Here is a 24,548-nt window from a genome sequence, read left to right as displayed (position 1 = left end):
GAGCGTGCCCGACACTCGATGCGCCACCCCTGCCCACCCCCGGGCGAATCCGGCGAAGGGAGTCCCATGAAGGACACGACCTGGCGAAGACGGCTCGGCACTTCGCTCGCGGTGCTGGCGACGGCGGTGTTGGCGTCCACGGCGTCGACGGCCCTGGCCACCATTCCCCACTCGTCCACCGGAGCCATCACCGCTTGCCACGACAGCGCCGGCGCGCTGCGCGTGATAGATGCGCAGGCGGGCAGCGCCTGCGCCGCAGGGGAAACCCGGGTCGAGTGGAACGGAACGGCGATCACCGCCACGAGGTGGGTCGTGGGCACCGTCACCCAGTTGCCCCGTGGCGCCGGCGCCTCCACGCGCGTCGCCGCACAGCCGGGCGCCAAACGACTGTCCGCCGGCTCCTGGGTCATCACGGCCGACGTCCTGATCGCGAACAGCATCGACCCGCCCACCTCGTTCCGGTGCTACGCGCTTCAGTACAGCAACCAAGGATTCCTCGGCGGCCAACTCCAGGACTGGGGTGGCTCGGGCGGCTGGCACCGGACCCTGACCATCAGCGCCACGGTCACCCTGACCTCGCCCGACTACGTCGACATCCACTGCTCGCACGACCAGGCCGTGCCGTCCACCGGGGTGTTCCAGGTCGAGAGCGTGGACGTGATCGCACAACGGGTCGTCGCCGTGAACTGATCGCCGGGTGCCTGCGGGCGTCCGCGGATCGTCGTCCGGGTGCACCAGGGCCGCCCCGGGCCGCGAACGCCCGGGGCGGCCGGTGGGTGTCAGCGGGACAGGGTCGTGGTGACCGGGGTCCAGCGGACGCCCTTCCAGGTGCCGTCGGCGGTGGTGCTGCGACCGACCACGACGCCGTGGTTGTTCACCGCGACCGGCGTGCTGTAGGCGCCGCCCAGCGAGTCGAGGTAGGTGACCTGCCCGTCGCGCCAGAGGAACACGCGGGACGACGAGTAGTCCGGCGACGAAGCGTGCCCGATGATGTCGCCGCGTTCGTTGATCGCGGTCGCCACGGAGTTGCCGGGCAGGCCGAGGTCGACCTGCTTGCCGCCGGCGGGCCACAGCACCGCGCGGGACGTGCCGCCCTCCAGCACCCAGCCGACCGCGTCGCCGCGCTCGTTGAGGGACTGCTCGCCGTGGGCGAGCCGGCCGTTCTCCGACAGGACGGTCACCTCCTCGCCGTCCCAGCGCAGCGCCACCATGCCCCGGTTGGCGACGATCACCCCGGCCTCGTTGATCGCCTCCGGGTCGTACGTGCCGTAGCCCGGGCCGGGCGCCAGTTTCGTGCACGCGCCGTCGGCGCACCGGAGGGCGGCGAACTGCTGGTAGGAGGCGGAGGCGGAGCTCGTCGCGACGACACCGGCGTCGTTGATCGCGTACGCCGACACGTGATCACCGGACACCGGCAGCTCCACGTGCCGCTCGCCGTCCCACACGGCGAGGTGCTGCTCGCCCCGGGCCGACGTGGCGTACGACATCGGCACGATGCCGTCGTCGTTGATCACCTGCGCCCGCGCCCACGCGGCGCCCGGCCGGGTGATGGTCGTCCGCTGACCGGCGAACCAGACCCACGGCTTCTGCGTGTCCGGCACGCCGTCGGAGGTCAACCCGAGCACCCGGCCGCTCTGGCTGATCGCGCCGGCCAGACCGGGGCCGAGGTCGGTCGCACCGCCGCGCGGCGCCCACAGCACCGCGCGCGTCGGCCCGTCGCCCTGGGCGCTGCCGATGATCTGGCCGAGGTCGTTGACACCGGTGGGGTAGTAGCCGAAGGTGCCGGGCAGGCCTGCGACGCCCGGTAGTTCGGCGATGGCGTGCGTGGCGGACGCGACCGCCGCGGGAGTGGTGGCCAGTGGCAGGGCGGTCGCGAGCGCCAACACGGCCAGTGACGCGCGTAAGTCGGGCATGATCGCTCCGTTGCGAGTATGTCCTGGAGTGGTACTGGATCGATCAACGGTAACCCCCGCGCGCCTGCGCCGGTGTCGGCCGGACAGCGCAACGGTCCGCGAAACCCCTGCGCCGCATGGGGGTTCACGGTTTTCCGGCTTGGGCGTCCACCCGACGAACCGGCGTTTCCCCTGCGAGCGCGAGTGAGCGGGCCGTCGGAGGCGCTGTTCGTCTTCGGCGAGCCGCCGCCGTGTTCCCGGCCACCACCGGCGAACTCGGCGTCTGCACGTACGACACGAACGCCCTCGAACGGGTTGCCGTGGATCCTCTTCACCACTCCGACGCGAGGTTGGCCGCCCAGGTCCACCGGACCGCTTCCCGGAGGACTGACCGGCTGTCGGGGTGATCCGGTCCGTGGAGGCGGACTTCGTCGAGGTGGAGGGCGCGGAACTCGCGGGCTGCGCCGTGCGGGTCGCCGCCGTGGGCGAGGGTGACGGCGAGGTTGTGGCGGGTTCTGAGGGTATCGGGGTGGTCGGCTCCGAGGATGCGGGTCTGATCGTCGCGGACACCGGTCAGCAGGGCGATCGCGGCCGTGTGGTCCCCCGTGTCGCTGAGCAGCAGTCCGAGGTTCTGCCGCGCGGTGAGCACATCCGGGTGTTCGGTGCCGAGCGATTCCTCCAGGATGTCGAAGTAGTCGCGCATGATCGACATCGCGGCGCGGGTGCGCCCGGCTTCCCCCAGCCAGAAGGCGAGGCTCGACATCGTGAGCAAGGCTGTCGTGCTCCGCTCGCCGAAGACGGCCCGGATGTGCGGTAGGACGTCCTCGAGCAGGGCGACGGCGCGACGGTGGTGCCCCGCTCGGCCCTCGTGGTAGGCGATGTCACGACGTGCCGTCAGGGCGAACGGGGAGGTTCCCCCTTGGACCCGCGCCAGCCGGTCGGCGGTGGACCGCAGCAGAGCGGCCGCGTCGGCCGGCCGCATGCCCTGTGCCTGCCAGTACGCGCTCAGGTAGCCCAGGATCAAGGTGTCGTGGTGCAGTACGCCGAAACGCCGTGCCGCGGCGCCGTGCAATCGGGCCAAGAACCCGTGCGCCGCGCCCGGGTAGCCCGAGTAGCCGAGGTCGTTCCCCTTCTTGACCAGGATGTGGTGGAACCGGGGTCGGGACAGGGTTTCCTCGACGTGCGACAGCAGGACGTCGATGTTGTCACGCAACGGACGGGGCAGGGGCGCGTTCGACTGCCCCCTCGGGCAGGCCCACACCAGGGCGTCCGCCGCCACTCGTGCCAGCGTCCCGACGTCGTCGGAGGCGAACTCGTCCCGGGTGACGCGCTGGATCAGGGTGTGCACCCGCACCCCGGAGTCGTCCGGGCCGCAGGTGATCAAGCTCAGGCGGTGCAGGCAGTGCAGTGCGTCGCGCGGCTCCTCGGCGCCCACGGGCCGTCCGACGACCGCCTCGAGGTAGGCGAACAGGGCAGGCGCGGCGAAAACGTCGATCGGGATGGCGTGCGGGCTGAGCAGGCTGACGAACCGCAGCATCGGCGTGGCCAGCCCCGTCGGCTGAAGGCGGTCGGCCAGCTCCACCGACAAGCCCCACACCGCGGCCGTCGTGCCGCGATGCTGGTCGGGCAGCGAGTCCGGTTCGGGCGACAACGCCACCAGCGGGCGGTGGCGTTCGGTGAACCGGGTCAGGTACTCGTCACACGTGATCCGGCGGTCCACCAGGTACGCGGTCGCCTGGGCGAGGGCGAGGGGGAGGTGCCCCAGGACTTCCGCCAGCCGGTCCGCCCCGACCGCGAGCCCGCGGTGATCGGTGAGGCGGGCCCGCAGGAAGGCGGCGGACTCGGCCGCGGTGAACACCTCCACGTCGACGCGTCGCCGTCCGGGCCCCGCGAGCGCCGCATCACGCCGCCGGGTGGTCACCACGACCCGGCCGGAGGTCGAAGGTGGTGGCCACAACCCGTTGAGGTCACCGGGTGCACGCAGGTCGTCCACCACGACGAGCCAGTTCGCCGCGGTGTCGCCGAGCCAGTTCAGGAAGTGGCCGGCAGCCCGTTCCGGATCGCCGTCGTCGAGTCCGGTCAGCTGCCGGGCGCACCATGCGAAGTCCGAGGCGATCGACTGCCGCGACGACGCGGTGACCCACACCAGGACGTCGATCCCGCCCGATGTCCACGCGTCACGGGCGATCCCCGCGGCCAGTTGCGTCTTGCCCACCCCGCCCATGCCGGACAGCACGAGCACCGGAGCGGCGAGGTCCACCTCGCGGAGCTGGTACCCGTCGACGACCGGGGGTACCACCCCGAAGCGGAACGGCAGCCGTCCCGCTTGTCGGCCGTGCACGTGCACGTCGCCATGGATGGCTCCCGCCTGCACGACGGCCCCCGTGACAGGTGCCTCCACCGCGTTCGAGGTCGACGCCGGCGATGAGCCGCTCCCGAAGACCAGTCGGTCCACCCTCGGCCCCCTCGCCGCGCTGAGATCCGTAGTCGCACCAGACAATCCCATGCCATGGGGGACGGTCAACGACAGCGGACCTGCCTTGTCGTGGTCACCGACTCGGGATGCCCCTCGGTGGTTCGATGGAGACGGAGGTCGACCCGAGGGGGTGGCGCGGGTGGACGACGCTCGGCGGCCGTCGCAGTGGGGGCGGGCGAAGCCCGGGGGTACTGTCGAGCAGGCCGGGCGCGACATCCACCACACCACCTGCACCATGAACCTGCTGCCTGCCCGGTCGGAGCTGATCGCCCGCACCCGGGAGCTGTCCCTCGACCTGCTGAGCCGCCGCGGTCATCACCTGGCCCGTCCGTTCCTGCGCTTGCTGTCCTGCTTCGGCCCCGCGCCCATTCCGGTGGACGTGCTCGACGCGAGGCTGCCGGCCTCCGTACCGATGTGGGCGACGATCACCCGGGCATCCTGGCCTGCCGCGCCAACCTCGCCCTGATCGAAGCGGCCTCGGCAGTACCGCCTCGGCCGCGACCGAACTGCGGGACGTGCTGGAGATCCAGTGCCGCGTGCACGGCATCGCCCACCCCGCGACGCTGCGGACGAGACCGGACCTCGCCTCCGTGGAGGTGGTCGACGGCGACAGGGCGGCGGCCCACTCACTGCTGCGGCAGGTCGTGCCGCTCGGATCGCCGACGCTGCGCTCGGACCACCCGATGATCCAGCACTGCCGGCTGCTCCTGAACGCGTTGACGTCGGGCCCCACGTCGAGCCGAGACGGGCGCAGGCCGGGCAGCGACGCGACCTCCCGCGGTGCCGATGCCTGGCGCGGCCCTGCGGCCGGCGAACCCCGTGCCGTCGGCGGCGGTCGCGGCCGGTCGCGCCGACACCCCGATGTCGAAGGGCGCTGCCGACCTCACGCCATCCGTGAGGACATACGGAAAGTGTCATCGGATTTCGCCCGTTCGGCGCGCCACCCCGCGCCTACAGTGGTGAATCGGGCCGAGTCGCGGAAGTGAGGAGTACTCCGATGAGAACGGCGAGGATCGGTGGACCGGTGTCGGCGGCGCGGCGGTTCTCGGCGGGCGTCCTCGTCGCCTTGTCGGTGGCGCTCGGGTCGGCGGCCACCACGCCCGCGGCCCAGGCCGCGGACCTCGAGTTGCTGTCGTGCGTGGGCAGCGGCGCCAACACCTACCAGCCGGGGGTCACCGCGCAACCCAGGGTCGTCACGATCGACTCCAGCGCCGACTACGACTCCTGCGTCTCCAGCGGGTCACCCACCATCACCTCCGGCGGGTACGCGATCGTGGCGAACGGCCTGGTGTCGTGCCTGGGAGGTGGTGTCTCCATCACGGTGACCATCACCTGGAACACCGGCGAGACCACCACCGTGGCCGCGGTCGGGCTGGTCGTGCTGCGCCCCGCCAACGAGGTGGTCGTGGTCTACCAGGGCACGGTGACCGCGGGCAGGTTCACCGGAGCCGCCGTCGTGATGACCGCGGCGCTGATCAACGCCACACCGGCTCAGTGCTTCACCGCCGAAGGCGTCACCGGCACCAGCGGGCCCGCCAACATCACCATCACCCGGCTCACCTGACCCGACCGCCGCTCGGACGGCCGGTGGTCGGCCTCGGCAGGCGACGTTCGACCCGGTCCCGTCGAACGTCGCGGTCGCGGTCGTCACGCCCGTGGTGACGTCCGGTCGTGGAGCCCCGGGTGTGCCGGAGGGGCGACAGCGGCACCGGCGGCGTCGGTCCTGGATCCCACGGTGATCCCGGGCTGACCGAGGGGGAACGGCCACCACCCGATGGTGGCCGGGCGGGTCGTCGGGCGGCTTGGTGGCCGTCCCCCTCGGTCCGCCGAGGTGATCCTGGAGCGTTCGGCGTCGCGGGACCCGTCAGTGGCAGGTCCGGCTGTCACGCTCGATGGCGGATCAGCCGGTGCACGGCACGTCGTTGAGGGTGACGTTGGAGGCGACGAGAGCGGTCCCGACGGGTTTGCTCCCGTTGAACCCGACGTTCGCGGACGCTCCCGGGGCCAGGGTCGGGAGCCAGGCGGGTGCGTTGGCCTGGATGTGGCCGCTGCGAGCGGGAGAGAAGCGGGCGCTGTGGGTGGTCTCGATGACGACGCCGGCCGGCAGGTCGAACTCGACCCACCAGTCGGTTGCCGGATCCGACCCCGTGTTCGTCACCTTGAGCACGGCCGTGAAGCCGAAGCCGAAGTCCGTACCCGTGTGCTGGAACTGGCATCCCACGGCTGCCAGCGCAGGTGTGGAGCCGACCTCCGCCGCCGAGGCAGCCGCGGTGGTCGGGGCGATCACGCCGGACAAACTTGCCAGGACAACCGGTAAGGCGCGTCTGAGCTGCATGTTTCTCCTCCGGAAATCAGGGTGACGATGCCTGCTGGACAGTGAGGTCCACAGTGGGTGGTCGGGTGGCGTGACACCCGCCTCGGGCCGCTACGCGTTCTTGCGCTGCCACTGCTGGTTGGTGCCACCGCCGCAGGTCCACTGAACGAGCTTGGCGCCGTCGGTGGTCCCGGCGTTGACCACGTCCAGGCACTTCCCGCTGTGCTGCGCGACCAGCCGCGCGTAGCCACCGCCGGCGTCCTCGGACCGCCAGCGCTGGTTCGCGCCGGAGCCGCACGTCCACTGGACGACGCGGACGCCGTCACCGGTGGCCGAGTCGCCGCCGTACACGTCCAGGCACTTCCCGCTGCCCACGTTGACGACGTTGTAGTAGCCGCCGCCCACCTCGCGGAACCGCCAGCGCTGGTTGGCCTGGCCGTTGGCACCCCACTGCACCACGTCCGCGCCGTCGGCCGTCGAGGCGTTGACCACGTCGGCGAGCTTGCCGCTGTGCCGCGCGGTCAGCGTCTGGTCGGTCGGTGTCGGCGTGGTGCCCCGCGGGGTGAGCCGGTACAGCCCGGAACCGTGCGAGGGCAGCGAGCGGGACAGGCTGCCGCTGACCGTGCCGAGGCTCGCGCCCGACCACAGGTCGGTGACCGTCGCGGAACTCATCCCGAGGTCCGCCAGCGGGACCGAGACGGTCGCCGCGCCGCCACCCCGGTTGAACAGGGCGACGTACTTGTCGGTGCCGCTGGGCGCGTCGGCGGCCCACACCGTGCTCGTGCCGCTGTAGAGCTGCCGGTTGTTCCGGCTGTGCTGGTCGACGGCCAGCACGGCGGCGTTGGTCATCAGCGCCAGCTCGGACGCCCGGTTCTGCGTCAGGTCACCGCCCCACATCATCGGCGACCGGGTGATCGACCACAGGGTCATCAGCGTGCGCTGCTCGTCGGCGGTCAGGTTCGAGTAGCGCGGCGACCCGACCGGCCCCTGCTGCGACAGCCGCCCGATCGGGATCATGTCCGGGTCCGGCCACGCACCCGGCGCACGGTGGGGCGTCCACGCGTGCAGCCGCTCGAACAGGGCGTCCAACGCGCTCCAGTTGTCCCACAGGTCGTTCACGACCCGCCACATGTGCGCGTTGGCGGCCACGTGGGCGCCGTTGGCGGTCGACGTCGGCCCGGGCGACAGGCTGAGCACCATCGGCCGACCGCTGCGCTGGATCGCCAGCTTGTAGCCCTCGACCTCGGCCTGCCGGTACGTCGGCGCGGCGATGTCGTCCACCTTGACGTAGTCCACGCCCCACGAGGCCAGCAGCTCGAACTGGGCGTCCAGGTACGCCTGGGCGCACGGGTTGGCCATGTCCAGGCCCCAGTTCAGGTTCAGCCACGCCGCGGTCGTGTTGTTCTCGATCTCGTTCGCCCGGCAGTCCGTGCCCGGCACGGGGAGGTTGTCGGCCACCACCTGGCGGGGGATCCCCCGCATCAGGTGCACGCCGAACTTCAGCCCCGCGGCGTGGACGTAGTCGGCCAGCGGCTTGAACCCGTTCGTGCCCGCGGCCGAGGGGAAGCGGGTGGTGTCGGGCAGCAGCAGGCCGCCCGCGTCGGTGCGCAGCCGGGGCTGGAAGTCGGCGCTCTGGTTCGGGCTGCCCGTGCCCCTCCCCGGGTAGTACCAGGCCCAGTCGATGACGATGTACTGCCAGCCGTACTGCTTGAGGTTGTCCCTCATGTAGTCGGCGTTGGCCTTGACCTGCGCCTCGGTCACGTTCCAGTTGAACGAGTCGTAGCTGTTCCACCCCAGCGGCGGTGTGGACGCGACCCCGTTGTCCCAAGCCACGGCGGGCCTCTCCGTTCCGGGGAGGAGGGTGGTGGCCGCCAGCACCAGTGCGGCCAACACCGCCCCCATCCGCCGTGCCGGTCGTGATCGGTAGTGGCGCACCTGTGCACTCCCGTCGTCGATCGGGTCGGGCGGCGGTTGGATGTTCACGCTCACATTCTTCGATCGACGGGTCGCGGGCGGTACCGGCGAGCGGTGTGCCCGGTCACACCATTCGGCCGAATCCGGGTCGTGGCCCTCGCCGGACTACACCTGCTCGGTGTCGACCGTCGCCGCGGGCTCACGGCCGGGCTGCCGGCGGTCTTCGAGCGTGATCCCGCACCTGCTCGCCAGCGCGACACCGGTACCGATCACCGTGACGACCGGAGCGGCCAGCGCCGCGACCAACCCCAGGGCCACCGGCACTTCCAGCACCACGTCTTCCTTGCTGTCCCGCACGACCACGCGGCGGTCGAAGGCCTCACCGACCAGTCCGCGCACGGCGTGGACCACGGAGTCGACGGTGACGCGGGCGGACTCGGGCTGGAACTCGTTCATGACTCTCCTCGAACCGGGCGGTTGGTGACGCGTCCAGCCTGCCCGCGATCGGGCACCCGGCCATCAGGGGTCACCCTGACCTCCGCCTGATTCGTTCCCTGACACCGGCACGCGGGTGGTCGCCTGCCGCGCACCGGCGGGGTCAGGTGATCGTGAGCAGGTCGGGGTGCCAGTTCTCGACCGGTTCGGGCCTGCCGAACAGGTAGCCCTGCGCGAAGTCGCACCCGGCGTCCCGCAGCCAGCGCGCCTGCTGCGGCGTCTCGACCCCCTCGGCGACCGTGCGGGCGCCCAACGCGCCGGCGAGGTCGATGATGCACCGCACCACGCCCCCGGTCCGGTCGTCCTCGCCCAGGCCGTCGGTGAACGACCGGTCGATCTTGACCAGGTCGAACGGGTAGCGGCGCAGGTAGCTCAGCGAGGAGTAGCCGGTGCCGAAGTCGTCCAGCGCCACGCGCACGCCGAGCTCCCGGACCGCCATCAGCAGCCGCATGGCGTTCTCGTCGGCCCACACCGATTCGGTGACCTCGACGGTGAGCCGTCCCGGTTCCAGGCCGGTGGCCGAGAGCAGCTCGTCCACCTCGCGGGGGAACCCGTTGCCGCTCAGCTGGCCGGGTGAGACGTTGACGGCCACGCCGAGCCGGTGTCCCTGCCCCTGCCAGCGCACCGCCTGGGCGCACGCGGTGCGCAGCACGTGCGCACCCAGCGGCACGATCAGCCCGGTCTCCTCGGCCAGCCCGATGAACCGGTCGGGCCCGAGCAGGCCGCGCCCGGGGTGCTGCCACCGCACCAGCGCCTCGGCGTGGGTGGTGCGCGCCGTGGCCACGTCGATGATCGGCTGGTAGTGCACGACCAGCTCGTCGTCGGCCAGCGCCGCGGTGAGGGCGGCCTTGTCGCGCTGGCGCGCCGCGACGTCTTCGCCCATCTCGCGCCGGAACAGCCGGACCCGTCCCCCGCCCTCGCGCTTGGCCACGTACATCGCCACGTCGGCGTCGCGCAGCAGGTCCTGCGAGGTGCGGCCGGTGCCGTCGCGGCCGGGCACGGCGACACCGACGCTCGCGCGGATGGCGGTGGCGCCGCCCGCGGGCTCGGGCTCGGCCAGCGCGGCGAGCACGCGGCGGGCGAGCTGGACGCCGCCGTCACCGGTCGGCGTCAGCACGGCGAACTCGTCCCCGCCCAGGCGCGCGACGATGTCGTGCCCGCCGGTCGCGGCCCGCAGGCGTCGGGCGGCCTCGACCAGCCGCCGGTCACCCGCCTGGTGACCTTCGACGTCGTTGACCTCTTTGAACTGGTCCAGGTCCATCAGCAGGAGCGCGACGTCACCACCGTCGACGAGCGCCCGGTCGACCAGCTCGAGGAAGTGGCGCCGGTTGGCCAACCCGGTCAGCTCGTCCCGCTCGGAGCGCTCCCGGAGCACGTCCTCCCACCGGCGGCGAGCGGTGACGTCGACGACCGCGACCATCACCCGCCCGGTCTGGTCGGTGTCCCGGACGTCGACGGGGTGCAGCGTGAGCGTGGTGCCGGCGTGGTCGAGCCGCAACTCCACCGGCTCCGGTCGCGGCCGGGCGCAGCCCTCGGGGCAGGCGGTGATGTCGGGGCCGTGCGGGCACGGCACGGTGCCGGGTTCGCCCCACCCGAGCAGGTCGGCGGCGCGGCCGTTGAACAGCTCCGGGCGGCCCTCCCCGTCGAGCAGCACGAGTCCCACCGGGCTGGCGCGCACGGCGGCCTCGGCCGTGCGGTGCGCGCGGTCGGCGCGGATCCGGGCCGCGTCGGTCAACCGCGCGGCGCGCGCGGTCTCGTACAGGGCCAGTGACTCGACGACCAGCCCCACCAACGGCATCAGCGCCGGCACCAGGGCCTCCGGGGTGGGCACGAGCCCGCCGTCCAGCACCGACACGCCGAGGCCCGCCAGGTAGCCGAGCACCGGGAACGCGGCTCGCACCGGGAAGCGGTAGTCGCCGTCGAGCAGCATCCGGCGGACGGTGGCGCCGAACAGGAAGCCGAGCACCGGCTGGGGGAAGGGCAGTACCAGGGTGCCGGTGACGACGGCGGCGGTCTCGGCGACCACGACGACCCACCCGTCACGTCCGGGTCGCAGCACCCACCCGCACAGCACCGAGGCCACGACCAGCGCTGCTACGCCGCCGACGAGCGATCGACCGGTGAACGCCAACTGCGCCGCGAACGCGGCACCGCAGATCCAGGCGAAGGCCGTGGTCCAGCGCCGCACGCGGTGAACGCCCTTCCGCACCACCGACACGTCATCGGGTAACGCGCCGATCGCGCCGGCCCTGCGTCCCACGCCCCTCCCCCACCACCACAACCGCGTACCGGAGCCACCGCGAATCCGCACAGTCGCCGGTCAGAGCGCTCGGACCGCCGCGAGAGCCTAGCCGAACGGCGACCACCCCGCCACAGAGCGGGAGCACCGCTCACGTCCACCGACGACCGCCGGTGAACCGACGCTCCACTCCGGACGGCACACCCCGGGCACGCCCCATTGCCTTCGAGGGCGCGGGAAATCCCCCGCGATCGCGGGGGACTTCTTCCCCCGGCCCGGGGTTGACCAGGGCGGACGGGTTACCACTGTCGGGGTTCTCCGCCTGCCGTCGACGTCGGGAACCGCCCAAGTTGGATATCCTGGACACATGATCGCCGGACACGCGCGGACGTCGACCGCGGACCAAGCCCCGGACGCCGCGGCGCAGCAGCGACGCGGCGTCAGCGCGGAGCCCCTGCACGGCCACCCCACCCGTGCGTCCACATGAGCGAGCCCGGACGAACCGATCCCGCCGAGCCGACGGCCGAGGCGATGACGCCGGCCGGTCGAGGTCGGCTCTTCGCGGACTGGCGGTTCCTGGCGCCGCTGGTCGCCGTGGCGGTGATGGCCGCCACGTGGGGCCGCGACGTGCCGTCGCTGCTGCTCGTGGTCGTCGCGGTGGTCCTGGGTGCCTCGGTGCTGGCCGCCGTCTACCACGCCGAAGTGGTCGCGCATCGCGTCGGTGAGCCCTTCGGGTCACTGCTGCTGGCCGTCGCCGTCACGGTCATCGAGGTGGGCCTGATCGTGACCTTGATGGTCGCGGGGGGCTCGGGTGCCGCCTCACTCGCCCGTGACACCGTGTTCGCCGCCGTGATGATCACGTGCAACGGGATCCTGGGCCTGTCGTTGCTGATCGGCGCCTCGAAGTTCCGGCTCGCCGTGTTCAACGCCGAGGGCACCGGCGCGGCCCTGTCCACCGTCGCCACGCTGGCCGTCGTCTGCCTCGTGCTGCCGACGTTCACCACCGCCCGGTCCGGACCCGAGTTCTCCCCGGCGCAGCTGACGTTCGCCGCTGCGGCGTCGCTCACCCTCTACGCCGCGTTCGTCAGCACCCAGACCGTGCGCCACCGCGACTTCTTCCTGCCCGTCACCGCCGACGGCAAGGTCGTCAACGACGCCGACGGCGACGACCACGCCGACCCGCCCACCAACAGCGCCGCCGTCACGAGCGTGGTGCTGCTGCTCGTCGCGCTCGTCGCGGTCGTCGGTCTGGCCAAGGTGCTGTCCCCCGCGATCGAGGCCACCGTCGCCGACTTCGGCCTGCCGCACGGGTTCGTCGGCGTGGTCATCGCCCTGCTCGTGCTGCTGCCCGAGACCCTCGCCGCTTCCAACGCCGCCCGCCGCAACCGCATCCAGGTCAGCCTCAACCTCGCCCTGGGTTCCGCCATGGCCAGCATCGGCCTGACCATCCCCGCGATCGCCCTCACCTCGATCTGGCTGCCCGGACCCCTGCAGCTCGGGCTCGGCGGGAACCAGATCGTCCTGCTCGCGATCACCATCGTCGTCGCGATCCTGACCGTCGTCCCCGGTCGAGCCACCCGGCTGCAAGGACTCGTCCACCTCATCCTGCTCGGCGCGTTCCTCCTCCTCGCCGCCAATCCCTGATCGCGGCATCCCGCCGCCGGCAGCCCGGTCACGACACGTCGACCGGGCTGCCACCACAGCGGCTTGCGACAGCGGGTTCCGGCTCTAGGCGACGGCCATGTGGGCGAGCGCCAGCAGGCTGCCCGGACCGGTCAGGACACCGAGCGCCGCGGCGCCGTACAACGGTTCGTCCTTGACGAACATCCACGCCATCAGGCCTGCTGCGGCCAGGATCGTGACGCCGAACAGAACGAGCACGACAACATACATGTCAAAGTCCTCACGGAAGTTGCGGTCGTGCCGGGCACCGACCACCGCCACTCCGGCGTCGGCGCGTGAGGTGCCGGGCACAGCGGAAGAACACGACGTCATCGCCCCACGAGCGGTACGCCGCGCCGCCCCCGGCCGGGGGCGCACGCGACAGGCTCGTCGGAGCGGTGTCAGGTCCGGCTCATCCGGTTCACGCGAGAGGGGGTGCCCGGCTCGACCGGGGTGTGGGTCCCGCGGTGGAAGGACCGGTCCCGCCGGCCTCGCCGAGACGCCACCGACCCCGCGGGGCGCGCCCGGCGGTCGCGTGAGGGCGCACGGCCCACCAGGCTTCGGGCACCGCCACGGTCGGTCCGGACCGCGCCGCCATCGACAGCCTCAGCCAGTCGTGGAGGTCGTCGTTCATCGCCGGTGAGGCCGTCACCGACTCCCGGAGCGCAGGCGCTCCGAGCAGTGGCGCCCGATGTGGCCCTGCGGGTCCGGGACCGGGGTGCGGCGCCGCGGGCGCGGTCACGCCGAGGAGCACCAGCAGGAGGGCGAGCACCAGCCCGGGACGACGCGTCCTCACCGCTGCCCGCACCGCCTCACCCCTCCCCCGCGGACCCACGCACCCTTCCGAAGTCCGCCCAGCCTACGTAACACCGGACCGACGCCGGCGCGAGGCGCTCACCTGGTGGTGCACGCGGTGCCGTTGACGACGAATCCCGCCGGCCCGTCGCTGCCGCCGGGATACCGGTGGAACCGGGCGCCGGTGTAGACCCCGCCGCCGGCGGGGATGGTGGCGTTCCACCCCGCGTCGGTGACCGTGATCTTCCCGCCGGACTGGGACCAGACGCCGTTCCAGCCCTGCACGAGGGTCTGGTAGCCGGTGTGGGAGTAGGTCAGGGTCCAGCCGCGGACGGCCGACGCGGTGCGGTTGTCGATCACGATGGCGACGTCCACACCGGGTGTCGCGGGGGTGATCGAGTACTGGACCCCGCAGGCGAACGGGGTGGCGGCCCGGGATTCCGCCGGTGCCGCGAGGACCGGTGCCCAGGCGGACAGCGCGATCCCGGTCAAGGCGAGCACGACACGCGATCCCGGAGCTTCTCTCCGCATCGGTCCTCCCTGCCGGGTCGACGACGTCCGAGTCGCCGGGTCGGCGAGGTCTCCGACGTCCGCCATCAGGCCGGCGAGGTCCGACGGTAGCCCGTGTGCGTCGTGCGAGCCGGCCTCCGTCGTCCGCGCCGAAGAACCGAAGGGTCCGGTCGGGCGACCGAGTCGTGCGAGGGCCGACGTGGCAGTGGCCGAGGTGGTCGTCGGGCGGGCGGCGGTCCACCACCGGACCGGAGCGCGGACCCGCCGGCTACCGCTTCGGTGGCCGCCGCCCGATCGGGCGGCGGCCGGACCTGCCGCCCGCCGGGGCGGTGTCGGTCACCGGGGTTTGACGACGCGGTCCAAGGTGCCCTCGGGGCAGAGGCGCGGGAGGACTTCTTCGCAGGCCAGGCCGGGGAGCAGGTGCTTCCACCACAAGGTGATCCGCCGGACCAGGTCGCGCCGGCCGTCCAGGACCTGGGACAGCAGCTGGATGCCCGAGAACGAGCCGACGATGGTCTCCGCCGCCTCCTCCGGCGTGACGCCGTCGCGCAGCTCGCCCGCGCCCTTGGCCAGCAGGAAGCGCCGGGTGAAGCGCTGGAGCCACCAGTGGTACGGGGAATCGGGCTCCACGTCGTCGAACGAGCCGTGCTCGATGGTCAGCCGGATGCTGGCCCGGAGCACCACGTTGTCCTGCAGCCGCAACGCCAAGTGGTGGGTCAGGTTGATGATCGACTGGAGCGGGGACTCGTCCTCCGGGATGTCCTCGAACCCGGTCTGCGCCTGCATCACGCCGCGCGCGATGTGCTGCTTCGAGGGGAAGTGGAAGTACATCGCCCCCTTCGTCACCCCCGCGACCTCCAGGATCTCCGCGATGCTGGCGCTCGCGTACCCGCGCCGGTCGATGACGTCCGCCGCCGCCTCCAACACCTTGACCTGTGTGCGCACCCCGCGTTCCTGCGTTGCCACTGGTTCCTCCGTGCTCGGTCCTGCCGCGTCACCGAGCCGGCCCGGACGCGGCGTTCGGGCGGCAGTCTACTTCAGTCGGTGTATGGCCCGGTGAAAACAAACCGACTAGTATGGTTCTCACCGATGTAGGCGACGATGCTGATCTGGGGACTGGTGTCATGCCCGATCACCACACGACCACTTCCGGCTCCACCGGCCTGCTGGCTCGCCCCGACGCCGCCCAGGCGCCGCCGAGGTTCGCCGCCACCGTGCCCCGCCAGTTCGTCCACCGCTCGGCCATCGCCGAGGTGTTCCTGACGGGCTGGCGGCGGCGCGGTGACCACCGGATGCAGGTGGACGCGCAGTGGCCCAGGAGCCACTCCTTCCACCGCCCGGACGCCACCGGCAGGCACGATCCGCTGCTGGCCGCGGAGACGATCAGGCAGACATCCCTGCTGATCAGCCACGCGGCCTACGGCGTGCCGTTCGACCGGCACTTCCTGCTCAAGCACTTCGACCTCGACCTGGTCGACGGTCCGCCGGTGGTCGGTGCCACGGCCACCGAGGTGGAGCTGGACGTGCGCTGCACCGACGTCCGCGAGCGCGGTGGCGTGCTGTGGTCGATGGACCTGCACGTGGCCATCACCGGTGACGGCGTGCCGCTCGGGACCGGCCGGTTCGGCCTGTCGTGCGTCCCGCCGGCCGTCTACCGGCGATTACGGGGCGACCACGCGCACAGCGCGGCGCGAGTGCCGCTGCAACCGCCCGTGCCCGGCCGGGAGGTCGACCGCACTGCGGACCACGACGTGGTGCTCACCCGCGGTAGCGAGGGCACCTGGACGCTGCGGGCCGACGAGTCCCACCCCGTGCTGTTCGACCACCCGGTGGACCACGTGCCGGGCATGGTCCTGCTCGAAGCCGCCCGACAGGCCGCCTTCGCCCGGTCCGGCGCCCGGCTGGTCGGGTTCCGCAGCACCTTCGCGAAGTTCGTCGAGCTGGACGCGCCGTGCGTGGTCGACGCGACCCCGGTGGGGCCGCGCACCCTGTTGGTGCGGGCCGAGCAGCACGGCGAGGTCCGGTTCAGGTGCGAGGTGGACCTGCGGTGACCGTGCTCGTCACCGGGGCGAGCGGGTTCGTCGGCTCGGCGGTGCTGCGCCGACTCGCGCTCAGCGGTCGCGCGGTACGGGTCCTGGTCCACGAGCAGGAACCGGACGTGCCACGGGGCACGGAGGTGGTGCGCGGCGACGTCACCGATCCGCGGTCGCTGCGCGGCATCGGCGACGGCGTCGACGTCGTGCTGCACCTGGCGTCGTACGTGGGCACCGACCCGCAGCGCTGCGCGGCGGTCAACGAGCGGGGCACCCGCCACCTGCTGGCCGAGGTCGGCGCCCGCCCCGTGGTCCGGCTCGGCACCGCGGCCGTGTACGGATCGGGGCCCTTCACCGCCGCGACGGAACGGATCACACCGCAGCCCGCGTCGGTCCGCAGCGCGACCCGGCTGGCGGGAGAGCGCCTGGTGCTCGCGGCCGGCGGGGTGGTGCTGCGGCCGTACTTCGTGTTCGGCGCGGGTGACCGCTGGGTCGTTCCCGGCCTGCTGGACGTGCTGGAGCGGGTCGGCGGCGTGCCGGGTGACGCGCGGCTCTCGCTGACCGACGTGCGCGACCTGGCGCGCTGGCTGGTCGCCCTCGCCACCCCGGACGGGCCGCGGGGCGCGTTCCTCGCCTGCCCGCGCACCCCGACGGGTCTGGTCGAGCTGGCGAGCGCGGTGACCCGGACCCTCGGCCTCGCGGTGCCGCCGGTGGTCGACCCCGACGAGGCGGCGCGGCGCTGGACCGCTGCGGGCGGCACGCGGCACCACCTCGACCTGTTCGCCGTGGACCACTGGTTCGACGGGTCGGCGCTGCACGACCGGCTCGGTGGCGGGGACCGCGGGTTCGCCGCGGCCTTCGCCGACCACGCCGCGTGGTACCGGACGGCCCTCCAGCGCTCCGGTTGACGGGTGCCGGCCTCAGCCCGGCGCGGCGTCCACCGACGGGGTCGGGGTCACCGTGGGCAGCGCCGCGGCGGTCACCAGTTGCGGCAGGATCAGGCGCCACCAGGTTGCCGGCTCGACGGCCGGGACGTCGGCGAGCACGCCGAGCAGCGGCATCGCGGTGATCACCGGTTCGGCCGCGGCGGCGCCGGCGGTGGTGACGCCCTCGACGCGGGCCGCGTCGAGGGCGTGGCGCACGAAGTCCCGCCAGGCCGCGTACGCCGTCGCCGGGCCGCGGCGGGCGCGGTCGCAGCCCAGGACGAAGCCCGCCCGCACCACGACCTCCCCCTCCACCGCGGCGGCCAGGGCGTGGCTGCCGTCGATGAGCCGCTGCACGGCCGACCCGGCGCCGGTGCGGCGGAGCGCTCCGCGCACCTCGTCGAGGGCCAGCGCCTCCACCGCGTCGGCGAGGGTGCGCTTGCCCTCCGGGAAGTGGAAGTAGAGCGCACCCTTGCTCATGAGGGCGTCGGCACAGATGTCCTGCAAGGTCGACAGGGCGTAACCGTCACGGTCGAAGATCCGGGCCGCCGACCGGATCAGCCGGTCGTGGGTCGTCCAGGCCCGCGCTTGGCGCACTGCGTTCATCATCCCGAGACCAAACCACATGGGCGGTTTCTTTTGGCTTTCCACTCACGATCAGGACGCTCGCCAGGAGCAACGCCGAGCAGAGCACCACCACGACGAACTGGGTGGTGCCGGCCGTCCTCCCGACCGCCACGTCGATCACCACCGAGCCGACGACCTGGCCCGCGATCATGCCCAGCGCCGCGATGAGCACACCGCTGCGCCGCACCAGCAGCACCGACGACAGCACGAACACCGCGCCGAACACACCACCGGCGTACAGCACGGGTTCGTCGGGCCACCCGGAGGGCACGCCGTGCGCCGCGAAGTCCACGACCGCCGCGGTGCCGAGCACGACGACCCCGGCGATGAAGCTCATCAGCACCGACGGGTACGGGCTGCGCACCGCCTCGTCGACCCGGCCGTTCACGGCGAGCTGGAACGCCAACCCCGCGCCCGCCGCCAGCGGCAGCAGGACCAGCCAGGCCGCGTCACCCGGCCCGGTCGCGCCGAACACCGGCGGCACGACGGCCACCACGGTGAGCACGGCCCCGGCCACCCGCCGCGCGGTGATCGCCTGCGGTGAGCCCGGCCCGAGGCCGACGCGATCGACCACCACGCCGGCCGCGGTCTGCCCGGCCACGAGCGCCAGCGTGTAGAGGGCGGCGCCGAGCCGGTCCACCGCGGTCGCCTGGGTCAGCACCATCGCCCCGCCCGCTACCCCGCCGAGGCAGTGCCACGGGCGGAGGGTGCGTAATCGCAGCGCGGTGCGCAGTTCCCCGAACGCCCGCGACAGCCCCGGCAGCAACGGCGCCACCGCCAGCACGATCACCAGGCTGAGCACGTTGGAGAACGCCGCCGCGGTGACCGGCCGCACGGCCGCGCCCAGCCCGCCGTTGACGGTGATCTCCAGTGCCAGGACCGCGCCGGCCGCCAGCGATCCGACGACCGGCCACCCCGCCTTCACGCCGCCACCGGGACGAGTCGCCCCAACGCGTCGACCACGTCCTCCCGTCGCACGTCCCGGTGTGTCGTCCAGCGCACCCGCCCACCCACCGGCACGGTCAGCACGCCGCGCCGGGCCAGCCACGACACCGCCGCCCCCGGGTCGTCCGCGCGGGCCATGACGATGTTCGTCTCGGGCGGGTCGACCTCCCAGCCGAGCTCGGCCAGGCCCTCCGCGAGCAGCCTGGCGTTGTCGTGGTCGGTGGACAGCCGGTCCACCCGGTCCAGCGCCACGAGCCCGGCCGCCGCGAGCACGCCGCCCTGGCGCACGCCGCCGCCGAGCATCTTGCGCACCCGCCGCGCCTCGGTGACGAAGCTCGCCGACCCACCGACGAGCGACCCCACCGGCGCGCCCAGGCCCTTGCTCAGGCACACCTGCACGGTGTCGACACCCGCCACGAGGTCGGCGGCCGGGACGCCCAGCGCCACGGCCGCGTTCCACAGCCGCGCGCCGTCCAGGTGCACCGCGAGCCCGCGGTCGCGGGCGGCCTCGACCAGCGCCAGGTGCTCGGCCACGGGAGTGACCGTGCCACCCGCGGCGTTGTGGGTGTTCTCCAGGCACAGCAACGCGGTGCGCAGGGCGAAGTAGGGGCCGCCCGGTGCGGCGTGCGCCCGCACGGTGGCGGGCGTCGGCCGGCCGGGGCCACCGTCCCAGGGCAGTGGCTGGGGCGTGCCGCCGGCCAGCCAGGACGCGGTGCCGACCTCGTTGTCGAGGATGTGCGCCCGGTCCGGGACCAGCATCCGGTCACCGGGGCGCAGGTGCAGGAACAGGGCGACGAGGTTGCCCATCGACCCGCTCGGCACCCACAGCGCCGCCTCGACACCGAGCACCTCGGCGACCCGCTCCTCCAGTGCCCGCATGGTCGGGTCGCGGTCCAGCACGTCGTCGCCGACCTCCGCGCGCGCCATCGCGCCGCGCATCGCCGCGTCCGGCTTGGTCACGGTGTCGGAGCGGAAGTCGATCACGCGCCCGGTCACCGGGGCACCTCGCCGCGTTGGTGGCGCAGCGCCATGACGGCGGCGGCGACCAGGCTGAGCACGACGCCGAGCACCATGACCGCGGTGGGGCCCGCGTTGTCGATGGCGATGCCGCCGAACAGCGCGCCCAGCGAGATGGAGACGTTGAACGCCAGGATGTAGAGCGAGGTCGCGGCCTCGGGCGCCTCCGGCGCGCTGCGGAACACCAGGGTCTGCAACGCCACCGGCAACGCCGTGTACGCCACGCCCCACAGCAGGAGCAGGGCGATCGCGCCGGGGTGCCAGGTGCCGACGACCACCAGCAGCGCCACCGAGCCGCCCAGCCCGACCAGGCAGGCGATGATCGTGCCGCGCAGGGCCCGCGCCGCCGCCGCGCCCGCCGCGAAGTTGCCGACGATGCCGGCCACGCCGTAGAGCAGCAGCAGGCCGCTGATCCAGCGGGTCTCCACGCCCGTGTTCCGTTCCAGGAACGGGGTGACGTAGGTGTACGCGGCGAAGTGCCCGATCACGACGACGGCGGTGACCAGGAGGGCGACGCGGAGGTTGCGGACCCGGAGCAGCCGGGGCAGCTCCCGCAGGTTCACGACGCCCTGCGGCGCCAGGGGCGGCAGCAGCACGGCCGCGGCGACCGCCGTGACCGCGCCGAGCGCCGCGATCACCCAGAACGCGGTGCGCCAGTCGGCCACCTCCCCGATGAACGTGCCCAGCGGCACGCCGATCACCGACGCGACGGAGATGCCGGAGAACACCACGGCGGTGGCGCGCACCGAGGCCTCCGGCGCGACGAGCCGCACGGCGATGCTCGCCGAGATCGACCACATGACGCCGTGCGCGAACCCCGTGAGCAGGCGGGAGAACATGAGCAGGCCGTAGGTGGCCGACAGCGCGGTCATGGCGTTGCCGACGACGAACACCGCGAGCACCACCAGCAGCAGGGTGCGCCGGTCCAAGCGCCGCGTCGCGGAGGTGAGGACGGGGGCGAACAGGCCCGCGATGGCGCCGTAGAGCGTCACCGTGAGCCCGGTCGAGCCCTCCGACACCCCCAGGTCGCCGGACATGGTGGTGAGCAGCCCGATGGGCACCATCTCGGTGGTGGTGAACGCGAAGACGCCCAGTCCGACGGCCACCACGGCCAGCCAGTCCCGGATCGACGTCGACGCGCGCACGTCGACGGAGGTTGTGGTCACGGTTGTTCTCCAGTGTGTCCCGACCTGGCGGTCAACGTGTCGGCGGCGGCTCGGAAGGCCGCCACCGGCGGGGTGAACAGCCCCGCGCCCGCGTGCCCGCCGTGGCGCAGGGTGGCTCCCAGGTGGATCGCGGGCACGATGCCCGTGGTGGCGACGGCGCGGACGTCGATGCCGCAGGGCACGCCCCGGTACCGCAGGGCCGGGATGCGGTACTCGGGGTGCTCGGCCACGGTGATGCCGTACATCCGCTCGGTCAGCTCGACCATCGCCTCGGGTGTGCCAGCCGAGAAGTCCTGGAGCGGGAACGACGCCGCCGCGGCGAGCCCGCCGAGACCGGTGGTCTCGGTGATCAGGCTCTCCCCGCCCACGTAGTCGAGGTCGTCGGTCGTCCAGTCGTCGAACAGCCTGCCGCGCAGGTCGGCCGGCGGTGGCAGCGGCGCGCGGAACCACTCGCGCCCCAGGCCGGACACGCGCAGCGCGAACTCGTCGCAGCTGAGGACCATCGCGGTGACGACACCGCTGCCGGGCACGCCGGACGCGGCGTCCGCGGCGGCCTTGGACGCGGCCATCGCCACGTGCAGGAACAGGTACTCGGCCTCCTCCAGGTACTCGGCCAGGGCCCGCCGCGCGTCGGGCGGCACGAGGCCCGGCTCGCGGACGAGCGCGTCGAGCAGGTGCAGGCGCAGCAGCGCGCCCGACGCGGTGTGCCTGCTGTGCAGGTCGTCGCCCATCGCCAACGCCCGCCGCACGACCGGCCGCACGGGCAGGCCGCCGGTGGCGCGCAGCACCGCCCCGAACGCGGGCGCGACGACGTCCCGCACGTGCGCGAGCTGCTTGGCGACGCCCTCCGACCACACGCCGAAGGTCAACGACTCGGTCGAGCCGCCCTCGTTGAGCCGGCAGAAACCCCTGGTGCCGTTGGCCCGGTCGTGGACCACCACGACCGGCATGGACCACGTGGTCACGCCGGTCAACGAGCCGACCGCGCCGTGGTCGTGGCACGGCCGCAGCGCGATGTCCCCCGACGCCAGCCGGGCGTCGGCGTCGTCCTCGTCGGCCGCCAGCCCCTCGAACACCGCCGCACCGAGGATCGCCTGGCGCTGCCCGCCGCGGTACCGGTGCCACGGCAGGGGCGCGCCGGAGGTGAGGATGGTGCGCCGGGTCATCCCGGGCACCACCTCACCGGCCGGCGCGACGTCCTCGAAGACCGGGTCCGACCGCTGGATGCGCCGCACCGCCACGGTGTCGGCCGTTGTCGTCTCCGCCACGCTCACGACGCCACCTCCTCCACGACGAACGAGACCGTGCCCGCGAACCGGGCGCCCACCTCGTCCACGTCCTCGCCCAAGGGGCAGTCCACGACCACGGACACCGACCGACCGCCGGAGTCTGCGACCTCGCCCAGCACGTCGCCGCGGCGGCGCGTCACGACGACCGCGCACAGCCGGGCGGGTGCGTCCGGCTGGGCCGGGGCGAACCCCGGCCACCGCCCGTCGTCGGTGATCCACGAAACCTCCGCCGCGTCGCACCGCACGTCGCGGAGCACACCGCGCGGGTGGTCCAGGTACACCTGCTGCGCGCGCCGCAGCCGCGCGGGCGGCTTGGGCCGCACGCCCAGCGCGAGGTCGAGCAGGGCGGGCTCCAGCGGAGCCCCGGACGACAGCAGCCACAGCTTGGTGATGGCGTCACCGGGCGGCCGGGCCGCGACCTCCATCAGCACCACTCGGCCGCCGTCCAGCCGGAACTCCGCGTGGCTCATGCCGCTGCCGAAGCCGAGCGCGTCGAGCAGCACGGCGTTGGCGTCGAGCAGCAGGTCCTCCTGCCTCGCGTCCAGCCCTCCGGCCGGCGACGTGTGCCCCATCTCGGTGAAGAACGCGGTGCCGCTCTCGTTGGTGCGCTTGGCGGTGACGCCCGCCCAGACCACCTCGCCGTCGTGCACCAGCGCCTCGACGGAGTACTCGGGGCCGCGCACCCGCTCCTCGACCAGCAGCAGCTCGTCGCCGGGGGTTGCGGCGAGGGCGGCGTCCAGCTCCGCCCGCGAGCCGACCTCCAGCACACCGGAGCTGGACATCCGGCCGATCGGCTTGAGCACCGCCGGGAACTCGTCCCACTCGACCCGGCGGTCCGGGCCGACCAGCCGCCAGCGGGGCGCCAGGGAGGGCGCGGTCAGCCGCTGGAGCAGCTTGTTCCGCGCCACCCTGGCCGCCTGGCCGCCGGGGCCCGGCAGGCCGAGGGCCTGCGCGAGCGCACCGGCGGCGTCGACGAACAACTCGCCGCACGAGACGATGCCGCGCACGTCGAGGCGGTCGCCCAGGCCGACCACGGCACCGAGGAGGGTGTCCAACCCGTAGTCGGGGACGTGCACGACCTCGGTCACCGACGACAGCGGGTGCGCCGGGTCCGCCCGACGGGCGGCCAGCTCGGCCGCGGGCGTCTCGGGACCGAACACCAGGACCGGTTCCAGGTCCCGGCCGCGGATCTCCGCCACGAGGTCGAGGTGGCGGCACAGCACCACCAGGTCGGTGACGACGACGACGGCCGGGCGACCGGCGCTCATCGCCGGTCCAGCGGCACGGTCGCTTCCCGCACCTCACGACCCGCACGCACGCGCAGCACGGCACCGGGCGTCGGGCCGTCCACGAACAGCTGGATCGTGCGCTCCTCGCTCCAGCCGGCGAACCGGTACTCGCCGTCGCCGAGGTGCACCAGGCCCAGCCGCTGGCCGCTCTCCACCTCCAGCACGAGCAGGTCTCCCGAGTCGCGGACGGTGGCGGCCGTGGTGGGGCCGTCGAAGTCGGTCTCCTCCTCCCACAGCGTGAAGCCCGCGGGCAACCGGAAGTCCACCTCGTAGCGCCGGCGCTCGTGCGGGCGCTGCGGCTGGCTCTGCCGGTTGAACAGCACGTCCCCGTCGTCGAAGTACTCCTGCCACTCCGGGGGGAACACCGCGGCCAGGCCGGGCACCACGAGCGCGTCGATGACCAGGTGGGTGCGGGTCTCGGCGCCGTGGTTCTGCACCCGGTGCAGGCGGCTGAAGTCGCCGAACCAGAAGGTGCCCGGCTGCCAGTTGTGCTCGACGCCGTCGAGCACGAGCACCGCGTCGGGGTTGGTGACGACCGGCACGTGCAACCGGGCCACGCCCCAGCGGGGGCCGTACTTCGGGTCGTGGTGGTCGATGCCGACGGTGTCCGGCCCCAGCGCCATCAGGCGCACGGCGTGCAGCGGGGCGGGGATCGCCTCCAGCACCTCGCGCAGGTAGGGCAGTCGGTCGAGCCAGGACGTGTCGGCGAAGTCCTGCGCACCCGGGCCGCCGGGGTCGGTGCGGGTGGGGTCGCCGCCGGGGCTGCGCAGCGCCAGGCAGCGCCAGTCGACGTCGGTCTCGGCGCCGACGCCCTTCTCGTCGTACACCCGCTGGCGGTCCCACTTGTGCTCGCGGACGGACGTCAGCTCGTCCAGCATCCGCTCGGCGTCGAAGGAGGGCAGGAGGCGCGCCGCCTCGGCGGGCATGGGCACGAGGCGTGTCTCGGTCGTGGTCATGGTCTC

General features: G+C 73.3%; 22 protein-coding genes. 6 read left to right on the top strand and 16 right to left on the bottom strand.

What is annotated here, in order from left to right; translation table 11 throughout:
- Positions 1–66: 66 nt before the first annotated feature.
- Positions 67–690, top strand: a complete 624-nt coding sequence (locus FHX81_RS38900; protein ID WP_141983429.1) for a hypothetical protein — start codon at positions 67–69, stop codon at positions 688–690.
- 89 nt (positions 691–779) lie between these two features.
- Here FHX81_RS38900 and FHX81_RS38895 read toward each other — a convergent pair whose 3' ends face one another.
- Positions 780–1,913 (bottom strand): hypothetical protein, encoded by a 1,134-nt coding sequence (locus FHX81_RS38895; protein WP_141983428.1) that lies wholly within the window; start codon positions 1,911–1,913, stop codon positions 780–782.
- Positions 1,914–2,223: 310 nt separating this feature from the next.
- Positions 2,224–4,293 (bottom strand): tetratricopeptide repeat protein, encoded by a 2,070-nt coding sequence (locus FHX81_RS38890; protein ID WP_170232344.1) that lies wholly within the window; start codon positions 4,291–4,293, stop codon positions 2,224–2,226.
- Between the two features lie 214 nt (positions 4,294–4,507).
- On the opposite strand from FHX81_RS38890, the gene FHX81_RS38885 reads away from it, so the two are divergent.
- Positions 4,508–4,834, top strand: a complete 327-nt coding sequence (locus tag FHX81_RS38885; protein WP_170232342.1) for a hypothetical protein — start codon at positions 4,508–4,510, stop codon at positions 4,832–4,834.
- Between the two features lie 531 nt (positions 4,835–5,365).
- Positions 5,366–5,932, top strand: coding sequence for a hypothetical protein (locus FHX81_RS38880; RefSeq protein WP_141983425.1), 567 nt, complete (start codon positions 5,366–5,368; stop codon positions 5,930–5,932).
- Between the two features lie 336 nt (positions 5,933–6,268).
- On the opposite strand, the gene FHX81_RS38875 is transcribed toward FHX81_RS38880, so the two are convergent.
- The 4 genes from FHX81_RS38875 to FHX81_RS38860 all read right to left on the bottom strand — a co-directional run bounded on the left by FHX81_RS38875 (position 6,269) and on the right by FHX81_RS38860 (position 11,351).
- The gene (locus FHX81_RS38875) at positions 6,269–6,703 is read right to left on the bottom strand and encodes a cellulose binding domain-containing protein (protein ID WP_141983424.1); all 435 of its coding nucleotides are present in this window, start codon (positions 6,701–6,703) and stop codon (positions 6,269–6,271) included.
- Positions 6,704–6,793: 90 nt separating this feature from the next.
- Positions 6,794–8,665, bottom strand: a complete 1,872-nt coding sequence (locus FHX81_RS38870; protein WP_141983423.1) for an alpha-galactosidase — start codon at positions 8,663–8,665, stop codon at positions 6,794–6,796.
- A 96-nt stretch (positions 8,666–8,761) separates the two neighbouring features.
- Positions 8,762–9,052, bottom strand: coding sequence for a DUF4342 domain-containing protein (locus FHX81_RS38865; RefSeq protein ID WP_141983422.1), 291 nt, complete (start codon positions 9,050–9,052; stop codon positions 8,762–8,764).
- A gap of 142 nt (positions 9,053–9,194) precedes the next feature.
- Complete coding sequence (locus FHX81_RS38860; protein WP_141983421.1) at positions 9,195–11,351, bottom strand: putative bifunctional diguanylate cyclase/phosphodiesterase; 2,157 nt, start codon at positions 11,349–11,351, stop codon at positions 9,195–9,197.
- A gap of 510 nt (positions 11,352–11,861) precedes the next feature.
- Between FHX81_RS38860 and FHX81_RS38855 the strand changes: the two genes are divergently transcribed.
- Positions 11,862–12,974: a calcium:cation antiporter gene (locus tag FHX81_RS38855; protein WP_141984387.1), complete on the top strand. Its 1,113-nt coding sequence runs from the start codon at positions 11,862–11,864 to the stop codon at positions 12,972–12,974.
- An 84-nt stretch (positions 12,975–13,058) separates the two neighbouring features.
- On the opposite strand, the gene FHX81_RS41025 is transcribed toward FHX81_RS38855, so the two are convergent.
- From FHX81_RS41025 to FHX81_RS38845, 3 genes are all read right to left on the bottom strand, one after another.
- Positions 13,059–13,223 (bottom strand): hypothetical protein, encoded by a 165-nt coding sequence (locus FHX81_RS41025; RefSeq protein WP_170232341.1) that lies wholly within the window; start codon positions 13,221–13,223, stop codon positions 13,059–13,061.
- A gap of 663 nt (positions 13,224–13,886) precedes the next feature.
- Positions 13,887–14,288 (bottom strand): cellulose binding domain-containing protein, encoded by a 402-nt coding sequence (locus tag FHX81_RS38850; protein WP_246108186.1) that lies wholly within the window; start codon positions 14,286–14,288, stop codon positions 13,887–13,889.
- A gap of 345 nt (positions 14,289–14,633) precedes the next feature.
- The gene (locus tag FHX81_RS38845; RefSeq protein ID WP_170232339.1) at positions 14,634–15,242 is read right to left on the bottom strand and encodes a ScbR family autoregulator-binding transcription factor; all 609 of its coding nucleotides are present in this window, start codon (positions 15,240–15,242) and stop codon (positions 14,634–14,636) included.
- Between the two features lie 179 nt (positions 15,243–15,421).
- Between FHX81_RS38845 and FHX81_RS38840 the strand changes: the two genes are divergently transcribed.
- Positions 15,422–16,348 (top strand): ScbA/BarX family gamma-butyrolactone biosynthesis protein, encoded by a 927-nt coding sequence (locus FHX81_RS38840; protein WP_170232338.1) that lies wholly within the window; start codon positions 15,422–15,424, stop codon positions 16,346–16,348.
- Positions 16,345–17,238: an NAD-dependent epimerase/dehydratase family protein gene (locus FHX81_RS38835; RefSeq protein WP_170232336.1), complete on the top strand. Its 894-nt coding sequence runs from the start codon at positions 16,345–16,347 to the stop codon at positions 17,236–17,238. Before FHX81_RS38840 ends, FHX81_RS38835 begins: the two co-directional genes overlap by 4 nt.
- A 12-nt stretch (positions 17,239–17,250) precedes the next feature.
- On the opposite strand, the gene FHX81_RS38830 is transcribed toward FHX81_RS38835, so the two are convergent.
- Genes FHX81_RS38830 through FHX81_RS38800 form a run of 7 tightly spaced genes read right to left on the bottom strand, consistent with a single transcriptional unit; the run spans position 17,251 to position 24,542 of the window.
- Positions 17,251–17,850 carry a helix-turn-helix domain-containing protein gene (locus tag FHX81_RS38830; RefSeq protein ID WP_170232334.1) on the bottom strand — a complete coding sequence of 200 codons (600 nt, stop codon included), beginning with the start codon at positions 17,848–17,850 and terminating at the stop codon, positions 17,251–17,253.
- The gene (locus tag FHX81_RS38825; protein ID WP_170232333.1) at positions 17,780–18,805 is read right to left on the bottom strand and encodes a DMT family transporter; all 1,026 of its coding nucleotides are present in this window, start codon (positions 18,803–18,805) and stop codon (positions 17,780–17,782) included. The genes FHX81_RS38830 and FHX81_RS38825 overlap by 71 nt, the downstream gene beginning before the upstream one ends.
- Positions 18,802–19,821 carry a threonine aldolase family protein gene (locus FHX81_RS38820; RefSeq protein ID WP_281291771.1) on the bottom strand — a complete coding sequence of 340 codons (1,020 nt, stop codon included), beginning with the start codon at positions 19,819–19,821 and terminating at the stop codon, positions 18,802–18,804. Before FHX81_RS38820 ends, FHX81_RS38825 begins: the two co-directional genes overlap by 4 nt.
- The gene (locus FHX81_RS38815; protein ID WP_211363700.1) at positions 19,818–21,008 is read right to left on the bottom strand and encodes an MFS transporter; all 1,191 of its coding nucleotides are present in this window, start codon (positions 21,006–21,008) and stop codon (positions 19,818–19,820) included. The genes FHX81_RS38820 and FHX81_RS38815 overlap by 4 nt, the downstream gene beginning before the upstream one ends.
- Positions 21,005–22,282 (bottom strand): oxamate carbamoyltransferase subunit AllG family protein, encoded by a 1,278-nt coding sequence (locus FHX81_RS38810; protein ID WP_141983414.1) that lies wholly within the window; start codon positions 22,280–22,282, stop codon positions 21,005–21,007. The genes FHX81_RS38815 and FHX81_RS38810 overlap by 4 nt, the downstream gene beginning before the upstream one ends.
- Positions 22,279–23,565 carry an ATP-grasp domain-containing protein gene (locus tag FHX81_RS38805; RefSeq protein ID WP_141983413.1) on the bottom strand — a complete coding sequence of 429 codons (1,287 nt, stop codon included), beginning with the start codon at positions 23,563–23,565 and terminating at the stop codon, positions 22,279–22,281. Before FHX81_RS38805 ends, FHX81_RS38810 begins: the two co-directional genes overlap by 4 nt.
- Positions 23,562–24,542, bottom strand: a complete 981-nt coding sequence (locus FHX81_RS38800; RefSeq protein WP_141983412.1) for an aspartyl/asparaginyl beta-hydroxylase domain-containing protein — start codon at positions 24,540–24,542, stop codon at positions 23,562–23,564. Before FHX81_RS38800 ends, FHX81_RS38805 begins: the two co-directional genes overlap by 4 nt.
- Between the last annotated feature and the right edge of the window lie 6 nt (positions 24,543–24,548).

The sequence above is a fragment of the Saccharothrix saharensis genome (assembly GCF_006716745.1).
In the GTDB taxonomy this organism is placed as follows: Bacteria; Actinomycetota; Actinomycetes; order Mycobacteriales; family Pseudonocardiaceae; genus Actinosynnema; species Actinosynnema saharense.
The sequence above is the reverse complement of the archived record's forward strand: the minus strand, read 5'-3'. Positions and strand labels throughout refer to the sequence as shown.